Below are 15,199 nucleotides of genomic sequence, written 5' to 3' on the forward strand. Positions count from 1 at the left end.
TCAATTATGTTATACGTGATTTTATTACTACTATCTGCGTCACTTTCCATTTTCTCATCTCCATTAATATGCATGATAGGATTTCTTATAAGGAGTTACCAACGTCCATATGTTAATCCTAACTTTTTAATTAATTTAAGCATTTAAAATGCTCTCAAATTCGCTTCTTGTTTTATTCATGCTCTTGAATCACCAACAAATGCTTCAATATCTTTTCTCTGATTCCGATCCAAAGGACGATTCCTACCACAGCAGTTATTCCTTCTGATAGGGTCATAGCCCAAATAACGCCATTCACAGCAAATAGCATATTTCCAATAATAAGAATTGGTATAAAAATTAAACCACGAAGGATTGACATTACGGTTGCTTGAACAGCCGTTCCAAACGCCTGGAATATTCCTGTAAATATACCTGATAATGCAGCAAAGACGGTAGAACAAAGCTGTGCCATCAGAATTCGTTGTCCAATACCAATTACCTTTGGATCAATGCTAAAGATTCCAATAACCTGTGATTTCAAAGCTAGCAAAATTACTGACATTGTTATTATAATACCAAGCATATACATGATAGTTTTCTTAATAATTTCCATTAATCTCTTGTTGTTTTGCGAAGAATATGCATAAGCAATTAAGGGAACAGTTCCCATGGCAAAGCTCATGCTAATAAAATCAATAATCTGAATGATTCTCTGAGAGATACCAAATCCAGCCACAACACTATCCCCATAAATCATCGAATAATTGTTATATAATAGACTGGTGATTACCATAAACCCATCTAATAAAAATGCTGAAATACCAACTTTGAGGATATTCGCAAAAATCTCCTTACTAGGCTTAAATTCTTTTATTGATATACTCTGAACACTACTTTTTTTCTGAAGGTAATACATATACCAGCCTACTGATGTAACGTTACCCAGAACTGTAGCTAATGCAGATCCCATAACATTCATGTGAAGTACAAAAATAAAAATCGGATTCAATACAATATTGATTACAACTCCTGATATCATACCGATCATCGATGCTGTGGATGCTCCCTCAGCCCTAACTGCTTCTTCGAGAGATATACTGGCAATGACAAAAGGTGAACCAATTACGAACATCAAGAGATAGTTCTTCGTATGAACAAACGTCTCTCCGTCAGCTCCTAATATTCCCAAAATGGAGGATAAAAATGGGAGACAAATTGCCATAAAAACAACACCAATAATCATTGATGACCATAAATTAATGGAACTGACTTGTTTGGCACGGTCAATGTTCTTTTCACCTAAAAGTCTTGAAATGAATGTACCTGAACCAACACCAAACAAATGTCCAAATGCCATCAAAACACATGAAAACGGTAATGCCAAAGTCACGGAAGCCATCATTGCAGTATTATTCAGCTTTCCAATAAAATAAGCATCTGTAATATTATAAATGATGGTAGCAATAAAGCTTAACATCATTGGGATTACCATGTGCATAATCGCTTTTGAAACAGGTGCCTTCTCTAAATAATAAAGTGATTTTTCATCTATATTTTCCATAATAAAAACTCCTTTCTAATCATTTTGCGCAAAAATTGGCGCAAAAAAATAAAGGCGCTGACCTTATATGTCATTTGCGCAACGCCTTTACATCGTATGCTACTAAACTGATTACTCGTAATCTGATTCTCTTCATTGTCCGGCAGGATTATATCCATAATTATGATTCATCTCATGCCGCGAATCAAATTGACTATTCCTTTTTCTTCTACCTTAGAATCGAGGATCACCTAATCCTTCAAACGGATTTCTACCTCGCGCGCGAAGATCAAAATCGGGCTCTGAATTTTCATCCTCCACCTGTGTCTCTAAAGTCATAATAATTCTATCCAAATAACAACTCAAATTTTGTTGTTCTTCCTCATTTAAACATTCAAACACCTGGTCGAAGCTAAATTCCGGTTCAGATGATTCTGCTGTTGCTTCTTCTCCTTCTTTTGTCAGCTTGATGTTTAATACTCTACGATCTGTTTCCGATGGTGTCCTACTTATATATCCCTTCTTTTCAAGTTTTGTGAGAAGCTCCCCCATTGATTGTGGCCTCATTTCAAGTAAATATGATAATTCCTTTTGGCTGATTTCAGGTTTCATTTTAAGGATGCTTAAAATTCTTCCCTGTCCTTTACGAGGATCTGCCATCGGTCCAAAATTCATATGGTTTTGTTGGTGATATTTATGAAGTAGCCACTCAACACGTGTTAATTGCATAATTAGATCAAATTTCTTTTCTTGCATATACACTCCTCTTTTATTACATAAAATTTTAAAAAGGTACCTTACATATCTGTATTATACGGGTACCTTACTAATTTGTCAACATATTTTTTTAAGGTACCTTATTATTATTCCTGCACCTTCAACACTGAATACGAAAATACCATTAATCATAGCCAATACATTCTATATAAGCAATTCAACCTGAATGAAATCTCCCATTTTGCTGCTACATGCTCCAGTTTTTTCTTGGCAATGTACGTTTGAGCAATGCCTGCGGTGCCGGCTGTAATGGCCAGAATCTTCATAACTTTTCCCTTCTTTTTTAAGTTACTTCCCCGTATTGTTATGGAAAATTTAAAAAGGAATATGGAAACGGTAATTTTTTTGGAAAAGATTGCACAAAATCAAAATTAAGGCTTGTAATTCATACCAAAAAGGTATAGTATTATTATGAAAGGTTAGTTAGCATGTTCTAACCCTGTAATTGCCTGAAATAAGGCATAAAGGAGGCTGAAAAATATGAGCAAACCATTGCTTGAAATAGTAGATTTATGTGTATCTGTTGAAGATAAAGTAATTTTAGATGGAGTAAACTTAAAAGTTAATCCGGGAGAGCTTCATGTCCTCATGGGCCCTAACGGAACCGGAAAGTCCACCCTTGTTTCCACTGTTATGGGAGATCCAAGGTTTACCATAAGACGGGGTAGTATTTTATTCGAGGGCAAAGATATTACAGAAGAGAAAGTAGATGCCAGGGCAAGAGCTGGACTCTTTTTATCCTTCCAGGTTCCCGAAGAGATTCCTGGTATTACACTGGAAAACTTTCTCCGCACTGCTAGAGGGGCAGTTGACGGCCGCCAGCCTAAGATCCTTTCTTTTCGTAAGGAGCTGATGGAGCAAATGGAGGCACTGGATATGAATCCGTCTTACTCTGAGCGTTATTTAAACGTAGGATTTTCCGGAGGCGAGAAGAAAAAAGCGGAAATTTTACAAATGCTTATGCTTCATCCCAAGCTAGCATTATTAGATGAAACCGATTCTGGCCTAGACGTGGATGCGGTACGAACAGTGACCAAAGGCATCCGCACTTTCTCAAACAAGAAAAACGGCTTATTTATCATTACCCACAACGCTAAAATCCTAGAAGGTCTTGACGTAGATGTGGTTCATATTCTGGAGGGCGGGCGCATTGTCCGAACTGGCGGAAAGGAACTAATCTCCATGATTACTAACGATGGATTCGGCGCACTGGAGAAGGAGGGATGAGGCCATGAAAGACTTTAATCACGAAAAAACTCATGTAAGCGAAGTTGACCGAAGCATTTATGATATAAAGGACAAAGTAGACTCTTCTTTTGAAGTGAACTCAGGCCTGACTTCCGACATCGTTTCAAGGATATCTCAGGAAAAAAATGACCCAGAATGGATGCGACTCTTCCGCCTTAAGGCTTTAGAAACCTATCATAAGACTCCACTGCCAATATGGGGACCTTCCCTTGATGGACTTAACATAGAAGACATCGTTACTTATGTCCGTCCAAAGACCGATATGCGTACCAACTGGTCTGACGTACCGGACTATATTAAGAACACCTTTGAGCGACTGGGCATTCCAGATGCAGAGAGAAAATCTCTAGCAGGCGTTGGTGCACAGTATGACTCAGAAGTGGTTTATCATAGTATAAGGGAAGAAGTAGCTGCTCAGGGTGTTGTTTATACAGACATGGAAAGTGCTTTAACTGGACCTTATGCCGAAATGGTACGTAAGCACTTTATGAAACTGGTCCCTCCCTCAGACCACAAATTCGCCGCACTTCACGGTGCCGTTTGGTCCGGAGGCTCCTTTGTTTACGTTCCCCCAGGTGCTTCGGTGGAGATTCCTCTCCAGTCTTACTTTAGACTGAATGCGCCAGGTGCCGGACAGTTTGAACACACCCTTATCATTGTAGATGAAGGAGCCTATCTTCATTTCATTGAAGGATGCTCTGCTCCAAAGTACAATGTAGCGAACCTTCATGCAGGATGCGTCGAACTTTATGTAGGAAAAAATGCCAGACTCCGCTATTCCACCATCGAAAACTGGTCTAAAAATATGTTTAACTTAAACACCAAGCGTGCAGTGGTAGAAGAAGGCGGAACCATTGAATGGGTCTCTGGATCCTTTGGATCTCATATCTCCTACTTATACCCCATGAGCATTTTGAAAGGGAAAAATTCCCGTATGGAATTTACCGGAATTACCTTTGCCGGTGAAGGACAAAATCTGGATACAGGAGCCAAGGTGCTTCATTCCGCACCCAATACCACTTCACATATCACCACCAAATCCATCTCAAGAGATGGTGGAGTATCCACTTTTCGAAGCGCGATTACTGTTACCCCGCAGGCGTCAGGCAGTAAATCATCCGTATCCTGTGAATCCCTGATGCTTGACAGCATCTCCAGGTCAGATACCATTCCTGTCATGGATATTCAATGTGATGAAGTGGATATCGGACACGAAGCTAAAATCGGTCGCATCAGCGAGTCAGCCATCTTCTATCTTATGAGCCGGGGACTTTCTGAAGAAAATGCAAGAGCGATGATTGTAGGTGGCTTTGCAGAACCCATCGCAAAAGAACTACCGTTAGAATATGCCGTTGAGATGAATAACTTAATTCATCTTGAAATGGTAGGAAGTATTGGTTGAAAGGAGGAACTGGATCATGAACGAAAAAATAAACATACTGCCGGTTCCCACCTGGAACCGTATGGGCGTCAATTGGGCAGAGACAAGAGCCGAACTGCCTAAAAAATCCTTACCAAAAGGGAAAAAAACACCTTATGCTAATTTCATTCCCCAAGGCATACAAAGGATAGAGGAGCTTCCCTCTGAGGTAGCAAAGATCTCCACCGGAATGGGCTCCAATTACGATGACTATATCCTGGATAATGCCGATAAAACCTGTTTTATCCATGTAAATACCGATGTAAAAGAACCACTTGTTATAATAGAGCAAATAGATCCCTCCTCTCCTGCCAGCCGGACTCACTTTGGTATTGTTGCAGAGAGAGACAGTCACCTTACCATCGTACAGATACTAAAAGGGGATGCTATCGATGGCGCTGCCATGAGTTTAACTCAGATTCTCGCCAAACCAGGCTCTTTTGTCCGTCTGATTCAAATCCAACTTTTAGGCGCTCAGAGTCGAAGCTGGGAGGCCGTAGGAGCACGAGTGGAAGGAGGAGCCAAGGTAGAAGTGGTTCGTGCCGTTCTTGGCGGCAGAGTAGCTGCCTGCGGATCCCTGATAGAGCTGGTAGGACCAAAGAGTGAATACACCTTAAGCGCCGCATATTTTGGTCACGAAGCTCAGTATCTGGACTTTAATGATACTGCGGTACATTTAGGCACAGAGTCTACAAGTGATATGTACACCTCTGGAGTACTGGCTGATAAAAGCAGTAAGATTCTTAGAGGGACTATTGATTTTCGCAGCGGTGCCGTTCGCTCGGTAGGCCATGTAAATGAAAATGTACTTTTACTAGACCCAACTGCACGCAACCGCACTGCCCCACTTATACTCTGTGGAGAAGAACAGGTCGAAGGCCAACACGCTGCCACTCTTGGCAGATTTGATGAAAAACAGCTTTACTATCTCTGTTCCAGAGGGCTTACTCCCATTCAGGCAAAGCGACTTATGATCGAGGCCCGTTTCATGCCGGTACTTGATTTGCTTCCGGATGAAGACTTGCGCAGGGAAATTCTTGAAGACATCGAAAGGAGGCTTGACCACCATGAAAATAATCCGGGATGATTTTCCTATCCTTTCTGTTTTGGAAAACGGAAAGCCCTTGATTTATCTTGATAATGCCGCCACCACATCAAAGCCTTTGGCCGTGTTAAATGCAGTGGAGACATATTATCGAATGGACAATGCCAATCCTCACAGGGGCGTCTACGAACTAGGCGCCCGTGCCACAAAAGCTCATGAGGATTCCAGAAAAATCGTTGGTGATTTTTTAAATGCTTCTTCTGATGAAATCGTTTTTACCCAGAATGCCACGGAAAGCCTGAATTTGATCGCTTATAGCTACGGGATTGAATTCTTAAAGAAAGGGGATGAAATCGTCCTCTCCGTGGCGGAGCATCACAGCAATCTGGTTCCATGGCAAAGAGTCTCTAAGATAACAGGAGCAAAACTAGTTTATCTCTATCCAGACAACATGGGACATCTAACCGAAGAGGAACTGGATAAAAAAATCACCTCTAAGACCAGACTGATTGCGGTCGCCCAGGTATCCAATATTCTTGGCATAGAAATACCCATAGACTCTATTGTACGACGTGCACGCAATGCAGGTGCTGTTGTGGTTTTGGACTGTGCACAGAGCATTCCTCATATGATCGTGGATGTAAAAGCTCTTGATGTGGATTTTGCCGTTTTCTCTGGTCATAAACTTTATGCTCCTATGGGAATCGGAGTGCTATATGGAAAAAAAGATCTTTTAGATAAGATGCCCCCATTTTTAACAGGGGGCGATATGATAGGAAGTGTTCATGAACAGAGCTCCACCTACGCAGAAGTACCCCGCAGGTTTGAAGCTGGCACTAGAAACGTGGGGGGAGAGGTTGGTCTGGCTGCTGCCATAAACTACTTAAATTCACTTGGCTGGGAGAACATTAAAAATCATGAAAAAGAGCTCATGACACAAGCCCTGAAAGGATTAACTGATATTCCCCATATAACCATATATGGAGACCCCTCTCCTGATAAACGCCATGGCGTCATTTCCTTTAATGTAGAGGAGGTCCACCCCCATGATACCGCTTCTCTTCTGGATTCAGATGGGATTACTGTCCGTGCAGGACACCACTGTGCACAGCCTCTTATGGAATATTTAAAAATTAATTCATGTGTGCGTGTCAGCTTTGGAATTTACAATACGAAAGAAGATGTTGATATCTTTATAAATAGTTTGAAAAATGTAAGGGGGTTGATGGGCTATGGATCTTAAAGCTTTGTATAATCAAATTATTGTGGAGAACAGCAGAGCTGTTCACAATCGCCATAAAGTGGAGCATGCAACCGCAGTCTTAGAAGGTGTCAATCCTAGCTGCGGCGATGATATCACCTTGGAGCTTAAAGTCTCTGACGGAATTATAAAAGACGCCGGCTTTACAGGTACCGGCTGTGCTATCTCACAGGCTTCCACATCCATGATGATCGATTTGATTACAGGAAAGACTGTTGAGGAAGCAAAAAATTTTCTGAATCTCTTTTACGGCATGATAAAGGGCGATATTACCGATGACGACCAGTTGGAGGTCCTAGACGATATTGTTTCGTTAAAGGGAATCTCCCATATGCCAGGTAGAGTTAAATGCGCTGTGCTTGCATGGCATACTCTGGAAGAAGCCCTAGACGGAAAAACAGAATCAAAAGGCTGCTCTGACGGAGAATTATAAAAGTTATGCTCTGATTTGGCTCAAACGACCAGATCAGAGCATTTTTATTTACCCTCAGCCTATCCAAATAAAGATAACAAAACACCTGCTGCCACCGCAGATCCTATAACACCAGCTACATTAGGACCAATGGCATGCATCAGCAGAAAGTTAGCTGGATTTGCCTTCTGCCCTTCTATGTGAGATACTCTCGTAGCCATAGGAACAGCGGAAACTCCAGCAGAACCTATTAAAGGATTGATCTTACCTTTCGTTGCCCAATACATCACCTTTCCAAGCAACAATCCCCCTATCGTACTAAATATAAACGCGAACAAACCTAGACCGACAATCATAATCGTCTGAGGACGTAAAAAGGTCTCTGCATTGGCTGTGGCCCCTACCGTAACACCTAAAAAGATTGTAACAATATTAATCAGGGAATTTTGAGCTGTTTCGGATAAGCGCTCCACAACCCCAGATTCCCGAAACAGGTTCCCAAGCATGAGCATACCAATAAGAGGCGCCACCGAAGGAAGCAAAAGCACACATAAGATGGTAACAATCACCGGAAAGCATACTTTTTCAAGCTTTGAGACTGAACGAAGCTGTTCCATCCCTGTCTCCCTCTCCTTTTTCGTGGTCAAAAGCCGCATAATGGGAGGCTGGATTAAAGGAATCAGAGCCATATAGGAGTAAGCTGCTATGGCAATGGCAGGAAGTAATTCCGGGGCAAGCCTTGATGCAATGAAAATAGCAGTGGGTCCGTCAGCTCCTCCTATGATTGCTATTGATGCTGCATCTGAAGGCTGAAAGCCCAAAGCGCTTGCAAGAACAAAAGCAACACAGATTCCGAACTGGGCACCAGCTCCTAAAAACAGGCTGCTCGGACGGGCGATTAGTGGTCCAAAGTCAGTCATAGCCCCAATTCCTAAGAAAATGAGGGAAGGATAAATCCCTAACTTCACGCCCTGATACAGATAATAAAGAAGACCTCCTGGTCCTGTAACATAACCAGGCTCAGACATCAGGCCCGTTAGGGGCAAATTAACCAACAGCATTCCAAAGGCAATGGGCATCAGTAAAAGAGGTTCAAACTTCTTGACAATCGCAAGGTAAATCAGGAAGCAGGCCATTAGAATCATCATAACTTGCTGCCAGGTAAGCGCAGCAAATCCTGAAGATCCCCATAATTCTCTTAACGCATTTAAAAACATAATTATTCTCCTCTTTCAATGATTCAGATTTTCATATTAGCATCCGACGACAATTTCCCCTGCTGAATCTTTTTCAGCAAAAATGAAAACAATCGGATAGACAAATACAGGCAAAGCAATACAAAAAACACTACTGCCAGTAAAAACAATGACACACTTACACTTTCTAATAAATCCATACATTTAATCTCCTTTTTATGCAGATTTTAGTTTCGGACACAAAAAAAGGGCAGGAACTTCCAACGAAGCCTCCACCCTAAAAGCAACAATTCTTGAAAACAGACATCAAATACATAAACATCTGTCCAACCGGATCAGTCATATTTAATTCATCCTATCATACCGTAGGATTTTAAATTTGTCAACATGCCAAAGCCGGTCAGCCCTTAACTGCACCAGTCGTAAGTCCATCAACAATCTGATTGCTGAATATACTGTATACCACAACCGTAGGAGCAATTGCTATGATGATTGCAGCAAACATCTGAACATAGTTTGTTGCATATGGTCCTACGAAAAAGGTCAAAGTAACCGGCAATGTCTTTTTTAGATTATCTGAAATAAATACCATTGCAAGCAACAGTTCGTTCCAGTTACCAATAAAAGTCATAAGCCCTGCAACAAACATACCAACTCTTGCCAACGGAAGACAAATTCTTATAAAACAGCCATAGATTGAGCAACCGTCAATGCATGCCGCTTCCAGCAGCTCATTTGGCATACTTTTAAAGAAGCCGACCATAAGAAATACCGTAATGGGAAGAGAAAACGTTATATATGGTATAATAAGACCGATTAATTGATTGGTCAGATTCCAACTTGAAAAACGGACAAAAAGAGGAATCAATACACAGTGAACCGGTACCATCATACCAATCAAAAAATACTGCATAAGATAACGCATGATCTTTAATCTCATTCTTGCAATGGCAAATGCTGCCATAGAACCAATTAACAGGCTGATGAACAATGCTGCGGTACAGACAATCATGGAATTTAAGGTCGCAAGTCCCAGCTTACCATTTACCCAAGAAAATATATAATTTCCTAATTGCAATACCTGAGGAATGGAAAATGGATTCGTCAGTACTTCCCGGTTGGTTTTAAAGGAAACACTGAGCATCCATAGCAAGGGAAGAAGATAAATCAGTGCAAGAATGACAAGACCTAAATATATAATAACATCAACTATGGTAATCTGTTTTTTCTTCTTTACCAATTCATTTGTTTTCATTCTGCCACCTCCCTTAAGCCTCATAAGTTTCAACTTTTATGCACTTGCTGATTACAACTGTCATGACCATACATAAGATCAGTAAGACAATGGAAATCGAACTGGCATATCCGTATTTAAAAAATTTAAATCCTTGGGTATACAAATGAGATGCCAAAACCTCTGTTGTGTGGTTTGGTCCACCTTGTGTCATGTTGTAGATCAAGTCAAAAAACTTCAAGGAACCAATGCAATTTAAAGAAAGGGTGGTAACTAGCATAGGCCGAATAAGAGGAAGCGTAATATGTATAAAAGCTCGGGATTTCGATGCTCCGTCAATATAGGAAGCTTCGTAAATATCTCTTGATATTCCACTGATCTGCGCCATATAAAGCATCATTGTCTGCCCTACATATTGCCAGAGTGCTACAAACCCAATGACCCACATAGGAAGTGGAATCAGTCCTTTGGTAGCAAAAAGCCAGTTTGGTCCCTGAACCCCAATCATACCTAAGAGTTGGTTTAATCCTATCTTAGGATTTAATAAAAACGCCCACAAGAGTCCAAGCGCTGCGGAAGACAGTACGCAAGGAAGATAATAGATATTTTTAAAAAGGTTTCTTCCCCATTTAAGATTTGTTAATATGACAGCAAGAAATAACCCTATTACCTGTTGCGTGATACCAGAAAAAACCATAAAGAATATCGAGTTTTTCAAAGCAGTTTTCATTGTTTCATCACTGGTAAACATATATATATAATTCTTTAGTCCCACGAAATCTGGTTTCGTAAGCCCCGTATAATTACAAAAAGAATAATAGATAACCTGAATGATTGGAACAAATAAAATCAGTGTAAACAAAAGGAATGCCGGTGCAAGAAATATAACTGCTGCTTTTTTATCTTCCAATAACTTGTTCATGTAATATCCCTTTCCTTTCAAAGCGAAGGTATACGAATGTATTTCTGCACCGTATACCTTCTAATATCCTATGATTTATTTCTTCCAGACATTTTTTGTATAAAAATCCTGAACCTTTTGGAATGCTTCTTCTGGAGTCGCATTACCAAGATAGATATCTACCATTGCATTATCAAAGAAATCTCCTGCTTCAACGCTAGCTAAAGATTCATTGTAAAAGCCTAAGGTTCCAGTAACAGTCTTCATCATATCACTGATATAAGCAAACTGCTTTGGTGCTTTATCAAAATCGATCTTTACAGCAGTTACAGGAATCTTACCTGCTACTTCAGCCGTGTATCTCTGTGCAGTATCATCTGTAAACATCTTCAACAAAGCAAGGGAAGCTTCCTGATGCTTTGTAGATGAACTCATAACCAGGTTATCCGTCTTAACAATCATACGGTTAGGATTTGCTCCGCCTTCAATACCTGGAAACTGGAAGATACCACATTTGCTTTCAAACTCAGGATTGTTGCCGTTGATCTGAGCAATAGCCCAAGATCCCTGTACCAGCATTGCTGCTTCTCCATTGTAGAAGTTAGCAGTTGCCTGATCATTGGAATCTCCAGCAGCAGAGTCCTGGAAATACTGGGACAGTTCTTTTAACTTCGTTCCTGCATCAATAAAGCTTTTATTCGTCCAGTCAAGCTTACCTTCATTGACAGCAATCAGATTATCTGGACCGCCTTCTCTATCACAAAGATATCCAGCGATCATGGATAAACACCAGGAAGTACCTGCAGAACAGGAAATTGGTGTGTAGCCTGCTTCTTTAATCTTCTTACAAGCTTCGATTAAATCGTTGTAATCCTTTGGTACCTCTACTCCTGCCTTTTTAAAGATCTCTGTATTGTAAAATACACAGGCTGCGGCAAAGTTTGTAGGAACCGCCATAATTTTTCCGTCATATGTAATACGCTCAAAAATACCATCGTTAAATGTTTTATACCATTCAGATTCTTTGTTTTTCAGAATATCTGTTAAATCTGCTGCTACTCCTACATCCACATACTGGGTAAGGTTTGGTCCTGGATCACAGATAAATACATCAGGTGTATTCCCTGCTGCAACCAAAGCATTCAGCTTGGTATAGTAATCCTCCAGATTGCTTGTAACAACATTACAGTAGTATTTCCCCTTATACTGTTCATTGAAGCGATCAATGACCTGCTTGTACCCTTTAGTAATGAGATCCTCAGTCGCATCCAGGTTGTCCCAGAACATCCATGTAATCTGCTCTTCCGTACCAGTTGCTTTTACAGTTGCAGCACTACTTTCTGTAGTACCACCTGCCCCCTGGGTAGCTCCGGTATTTGTTGAAACCCCACAACCAGAAAGTGACCCAATTACCAGTCCTGCTGCTAAGAAGCCTGAAATGAATCTTTTCATCATACCTTTCTCCTCCATGACTCACATATTTCATGTTTATTTGATAATTTTACTTTAACAGAAATCACTTGTTATTTCTTTAAAATTATTGCCTCTACATTATCAATTATTGCTATCATTTACTTTTCATATATATTATTTTTTTATGTTTTAGATATCACCAAGGATATTGAAAGAGGTTTTTTATGCTTTTTCACAATATATCGATTATTTGCTGTTACAATTTGCCTTTTATTATTGTAATTTTGACATATGCACCTTATAATATTTTTATTACTACAAGCAATTATTTATTGCTGTTTTTATAAGGAGTTGTAAAATGATAGAGAACCTGAGAGGAATACACGAAACAGTTAATTACAAAGAGTACACTAACATTCGCCTCTATGACAATTCAGAGGCTGAGAATTACCCTGCCCACTGGCATACTCCCCTGGAGATCATCATGCCCATAAAGAACAATTATTCCGTGGTCTGTGATACCCATACCTTTGAATTAAATCCAGGAGAGATTATTTTAATCTGCCCAGGAGTGATTCATTCTTTAAAGGCACCTAAGGCTGGACGAAGAATTATATTTCAGGCAGAACTTCCCATGTTTAACGAAATAAAGGAATTAGAATCCATTCTCACCCTCCTAAGCCCCACCTTGATTATCACGCCACAGGCATTTCCCACCATCCACGAAAAACTTCACCACTATATGTTGGAAATTACAGAAGAATACAAAAAAGACATCCCCTTAACAGAGACAAAGATCTATTCTTCCCTGTTAGATATGTTTACCCTTATCGGACGCAATCACACAGAGCAAGTAAGTTTATTGGATTCCGAAAATATCAAACAGAAAAAATACACGGAAAAATTCATCTTCATCTGCAGTTATATCAGCAGCCATTGTACCGAAGATTTGTCACTGGAAGAGGTGGCATCCCTGGTGGGATTTAGCAAATATCACTTTGCACGGCTCTTTAAGCAATTTGCTAATATATCTTTTTATAAGTATGTAAACAAAAAGCGAATAGCCACTGCCGAAACACTACTGATCAATCCTCATATTACCATTACTGAGGTTGCTCTTCGTTCCGGTTTCTCAAGTCCATCCGCTTTTATTCGTATGTTTAAAATAGTGAAATCCTGTACCCCAACCGAATTTCGCCGCATGTACAAAGACAGCTAATCCATAAAGTCAAGATAAAGGGTACCAAACGCTGCAGATCGGGATGACTCTTTATGAGCAGAGGCTGCATATACACCTATGGTGCATCCGGTAAAGCCACCTGCCAGCTCCGAACAAAGTTCTTTTAGCTCAATGGAGTCTGCTATCACCCGCTGGTCTGCTTCCACACAGAGCTGTTGGTCTTCCCCTTTTAAGTAAATAGTATGAATCTTGCCTGTCACGGCAGTTCTCCCCCACTCACTCACCTCTTCGCCACTCCGCTTTATAATAACCGCCTCATTGACACCAGCGGTATTCTTTACTACAGCTTTTACATAATGGCTTTCATCGTAAAAATAAACTAGCCCTGCCTCTTCCCCATCCATAAGATCAACCTCTAACTCCACCCAGGCTTCAAAACTTCGAGACAAAAGCCTTGTACAGATAAATGAAGGTACGGAATGATCTTCTATGGTGACTGTCTTAAAAGGAAGGAACAACCGCCCCCGCTCAATTCTCTGAGGTAGTGTGGTCGGATTCTCTCTTAATCCAAGACACCTCATGTCAAGAGGATACGTCCATAGAATATCTCCTTTGCCCACTGGTTTTGTCTTATCCGATCCTGGTAAGAATAACATCTTTTGCTGTTCCATAATTTTCCCCACCAAAGGATTTACCACAGGCCAGTCTTCTTCCCATTTAACTTCAGCTAAAAAAGTCTCTCTGCCAAGCTCTGCACAACCGTTCTTTGGCCTTGTTCCCAACATGACCATAAACCAGTCCCCACATGGACTTTCCACCAGATCACCATGTCCAATGCATTGTATGGGATAAGAGTGCCCCAGATGACGGTGGGTTAAAACCGGGTTATGTGGACAGGATTCATAAGGACCAGATACAGACAAGCTTCTAGCCACAACAACGCTGTGATCATAAGCCGTCCCACCCTCAGCTAGCAATAGATAGTAATAATTGTCTTTGTGATAGAGATGGGGGCCTTCCGCCCAGATCGTATGTTTCATGCTTCCATCAAAAATACTGACAGGCTCTCCAACCAGTTTTCCTTCTTTCAAGTCAAGCTCCTGAATCCATATCTCGCAGTCACCATAATAAGCCGCATTTTCTTTCGCTCTCTGCCCCACGTAATAGCAAGTTCCGTTATCAAAAAATAGACTGGGGTCAATACCTGGCGCATCCTTTAAATAAATTGGATCAGACCACGGTCCTTTTGCATCGTCTGCAATCACATAAAAGTTCCCTCCGCCAGACACATTGGTACAGATAACGTAAAACTTCTCATTATAATAACGAATGGTTGGTGCGTACAATCCCTGAGATACCCTTACACCCTTTAAGCAGAGCTGTTCCTCCCGCTCAAGTACATGACCGATCTGTTGCCAATCTCTTAGATTATTGCTTTTGAAAATCGGAATTCCCGGTGCATATGCAAAGGTGGAATGAACCATATAATACTCTTCTTTCACCCTACAAATGGACGGATCCGGGTAAAACCCCTTTTGGATGGGATTTGTAATTGTTATCATATCAATTACCTTTCTCTCAAATCTGAGC

14 protein-coding genes and 1 other annotated feature are annotated in these 15,199 nt (G+C 40.7%); of the genes, 6 read left to right on the forward strand and 8 right to left on the reverse strand.

Annotated features, from left to right (window positions below; all coding sequences use genetic code 11):
• Positions 1-172 precede the first annotated feature (172 nt).
• Together BET01_RS19265 and BET01_RS19270 are read right to left on the reverse strand one after the other, a co-directional pair.
• Positions 173-1,543, reverse strand: a complete 1,371-nt coding sequence (locus tag BET01_RS19265) for an MATE family efflux transporter (RefSeq protein WP_120198506.1) — start codon at positions 1,541-1,543, stop codon at positions 173-175.
• Positions 1,544-1,756: 213 nt separating this feature from the next.
• The gene (locus BET01_RS19270) at positions 1,757-2,278 is read right to left on the reverse strand and encodes a MarR family winged helix-turn-helix transcriptional regulator (protein ID WP_120198507.1); all 522 of its coding nucleotides are present in this window, start codon (positions 2,276-2,278) and stop codon (positions 1,757-1,759) included.
• A 501-nt stretch (positions 2,279-2,779) separates the two neighbouring features.
• Here BET01_RS19270 and sufC point away from each other — a divergent pair.
• Genes sufC through sufU form a run of 5 tightly spaced genes read left to right on the forward strand, consistent with a single transcriptional unit; the run spans position 2,780 to position 7,706 of the window.
• Positions 2,780-3,526 (forward strand): Fe-S cluster assembly ATPase SufC, encoded by a 747-nt coding sequence (gene sufC / locus BET01_RS19275; RefSeq protein ID WP_120198508.1) that lies wholly within the window; start codon positions 2,780-2,782, stop codon positions 3,524-3,526.
• A 4-nt stretch (positions 3,527-3,530) separates the two neighbouring features.
• Complete coding sequence (gene sufB / locus BET01_RS19280; RefSeq protein WP_120198509.1) at positions 3,531-4,949, forward strand: Fe-S cluster assembly protein SufB; 1,419 nt, start codon at positions 3,531-3,533, stop codon at positions 4,947-4,949.
• 16 nt (positions 4,950-4,965) lie between these two features.
• Positions 4,966-6,054, forward strand: a complete 1,089-nt coding sequence (locus BET01_RS19285; RefSeq protein WP_120198510.1) for a SufB/SufD family protein — start codon at positions 4,966-4,968, stop codon at positions 6,052-6,054.
• A complete protein-coding gene (locus BET01_RS19290) occupies positions 6,035-7,255 on the forward strand; it encodes a cysteine desulfurase (protein WP_120198511.1) in 1,221 nt (406 codons plus the stop codon). The genes BET01_RS19285 and BET01_RS19290 overlap by 20 nt, the downstream gene beginning before the upstream one ends.
• Positions 7,245-7,706 (forward strand): Fe-S cluster assembly sulfur transfer protein SufU, encoded by a 462-nt coding sequence (gene sufU / locus BET01_RS19295; RefSeq protein WP_120198512.1) that lies wholly within the window; start codon positions 7,245-7,247, stop codon positions 7,704-7,706. Before BET01_RS19290 ends, sufU begins: the two co-directional genes overlap by 11 nt.
• A 59-nt stretch (positions 7,707-7,765) precedes the next feature.
• On the opposite strand, the gene BET01_RS19300 is transcribed toward sufU, so the two are convergent.
• The 5 genes from BET01_RS19300 to BET01_RS19315 form a co-directional block, all read right to left on the reverse strand.
• Complete coding sequence (locus BET01_RS19300; protein WP_120198513.1) at positions 7,766-8,902, reverse strand: sodium ion-translocating decarboxylase subunit beta; 1,137 nt, start codon at positions 8,900-8,902, stop codon at positions 7,766-7,768.
• A 23-nt stretch (positions 8,903-8,925) separates the two neighbouring features.
• Positions 8,926-9,081, reverse strand: coding sequence for an OadG family protein (locus BET01_RS21665; RefSeq protein WP_158585107.1), 156 nt, complete (start codon positions 9,079-9,081; stop codon positions 8,926-8,928).
• Between the two features lie 67 nt (positions 9,082-9,148).
• Positions 9,149-9,213: a sequence feature (sodium ion sensor (DUF1646 type); this cis-regulatory element may regulate processes involved in with the transportation of sodium ions), on the reverse strand.
• Between the two features lie 68 nt (positions 9,214-9,281).
• A complete protein-coding gene (locus BET01_RS19305; RefSeq protein ID WP_120198514.1) occupies positions 9,282-10,136 on the reverse strand; it encodes a carbohydrate ABC transporter permease in 855 nt (284 codons plus the stop codon).
• Between the two features lie 13 nt (positions 10,137-10,149).
• Complete coding sequence (locus BET01_RS19310) at positions 10,150-11,037, reverse strand: carbohydrate ABC transporter permease (RefSeq protein ID WP_120198515.1); 888 nt, start codon at positions 11,035-11,037, stop codon at positions 10,150-10,152.
• Between the two features lie 75 nt (positions 11,038-11,112).
• Positions 11,113-12,471, reverse strand: a complete 1,359-nt coding sequence (locus BET01_RS19315) for an ABC transporter substrate-binding protein (RefSeq protein WP_243117280.1) — start codon at positions 12,469-12,471, stop codon at positions 11,113-11,115.
• A gap of 316 nt (positions 12,472-12,787) precedes the next feature.
• On the opposite strand from BET01_RS19315, the gene BET01_RS19320 reads away from it, so the two are divergent.
• Positions 12,788-13,648 carry an AraC family transcriptional regulator gene (locus BET01_RS19320; RefSeq protein WP_120198517.1) on the forward strand — a complete coding sequence of 287 codons (861 nt, stop codon included), beginning with the start codon at positions 12,788-12,790 and terminating at the stop codon, positions 13,646-13,648.
• Here BET01_RS19320 and BET01_RS19325 read toward each other — a convergent pair.
• Entirely contained in the window at positions 13,645-15,171 is a 1,527-nt protein-coding gene (locus tag BET01_RS19325) for a glycoside hydrolase family 43 protein (protein ID WP_120198518.1), read from the reverse strand. The two genes, BET01_RS19320 and BET01_RS19325, sit on opposite strands and share 4 nt — an antisense overlap.
• Positions 15,172-15,199: the final 28 nt, after the last annotated feature.

The sequence above is a fragment of the Lacrimispora algidixylanolytica genome (assembly GCF_003609635.1).
GTDB classification, from domain to species: Bacteria; Bacillota; Clostridia; order Lachnospirales; family Lachnospiraceae; genus Lacrimispora; species Lacrimispora algidixylanolytica.

Bases quoted from the DNA above. Each gene is read 5' to 3' on its own strand.
- BET01_RS19300 (WP_120198513.1), bottom strand. From the start codon at position 8,902: ATGTTTTTAAATGCGTTAAGAGAATTATGGGGATCTTCAGGATTTGCT.
- BET01_RS19315 (WP_243117280.1), bottom strand. From the start codon at position 12,471: ATGATGAAAAGATTCATTTCAGGCTTCTTAGCAGCAGGACTGGTAATT.
- BET01_RS19285 (WP_120198510.1), top strand. From the start codon at position 4,966: ATGAACGAAAAAATAAACATACTGCCGGTTCCCACCTGGAACCGTATG.
- BET01_RS19320 (WP_120198517.1), top strand. From the start codon at position 12,788: ATGATAGAGAACCTGAGAGGAATACACGAAACAGTTAATTACAAAGAG.
- sufU (WP_120198512.1), top strand. From the start codon at position 7,245: ATGGATCTTAAAGCTTTGTATAATCAAATTATTGTGGAGAACAGCAGA.
- BET01_RS19270 (WP_120198507.1), bottom strand. From the start codon at position 2,278: ATGCAAGAAAAGAAATTTGATCTAATTATGCAATTAACACGTGTTGAG.
- BET01_RS19325 (WP_120198518.1), bottom strand. From the start codon at position 15,171: ATGATAACAATTACAAATCCCATCCAAAAGGGGTTTTACCCGGATCCG.
- sufB (WP_120198509.1), top strand. From the start codon at position 3,531: ATGAAAGACTTTAATCACGAAAAAACTCATGTAAGCGAAGTTGACCGA.
- BET01_RS19310 (WP_120198515.1), bottom strand. From the start codon at position 11,037: ATGAACAAGTTATTGGAAGATAAAAAAGCAGCAGTTATATTTCTTGCA.
- BET01_RS19290 (WP_120198511.1), top strand. From the start codon at position 6,035: ATGAAAATAATCCGGGATGATTTTCCTATCCTTTCTGTTTTGGAAAAC.
- BET01_RS19305 (WP_120198514.1), bottom strand. From the start codon at position 10,136: ATGAAAACAAATGAATTGGTAAAGAAGAAAAAACAGATTACCATAGTT.
- BET01_RS21665 (WP_158585107.1), bottom strand. From the start codon at position 9,081: ATGGATTTATTAGAAAGTGTAAGTGTGTCATTGTTTTTACTGGCAGTA.
- BET01_RS19265 (WP_120198506.1), bottom strand. From the start codon at position 1,543: ATGGAAAATATAGATGAAAAATCACTTTATTATTTAGAGAAGGCACCT.
- sufC (WP_120198508.1), top strand. From the start codon at position 2,780: ATGAGCAAACCATTGCTTGAAATAGTAGATTTATGTGTATCTGTTGAA.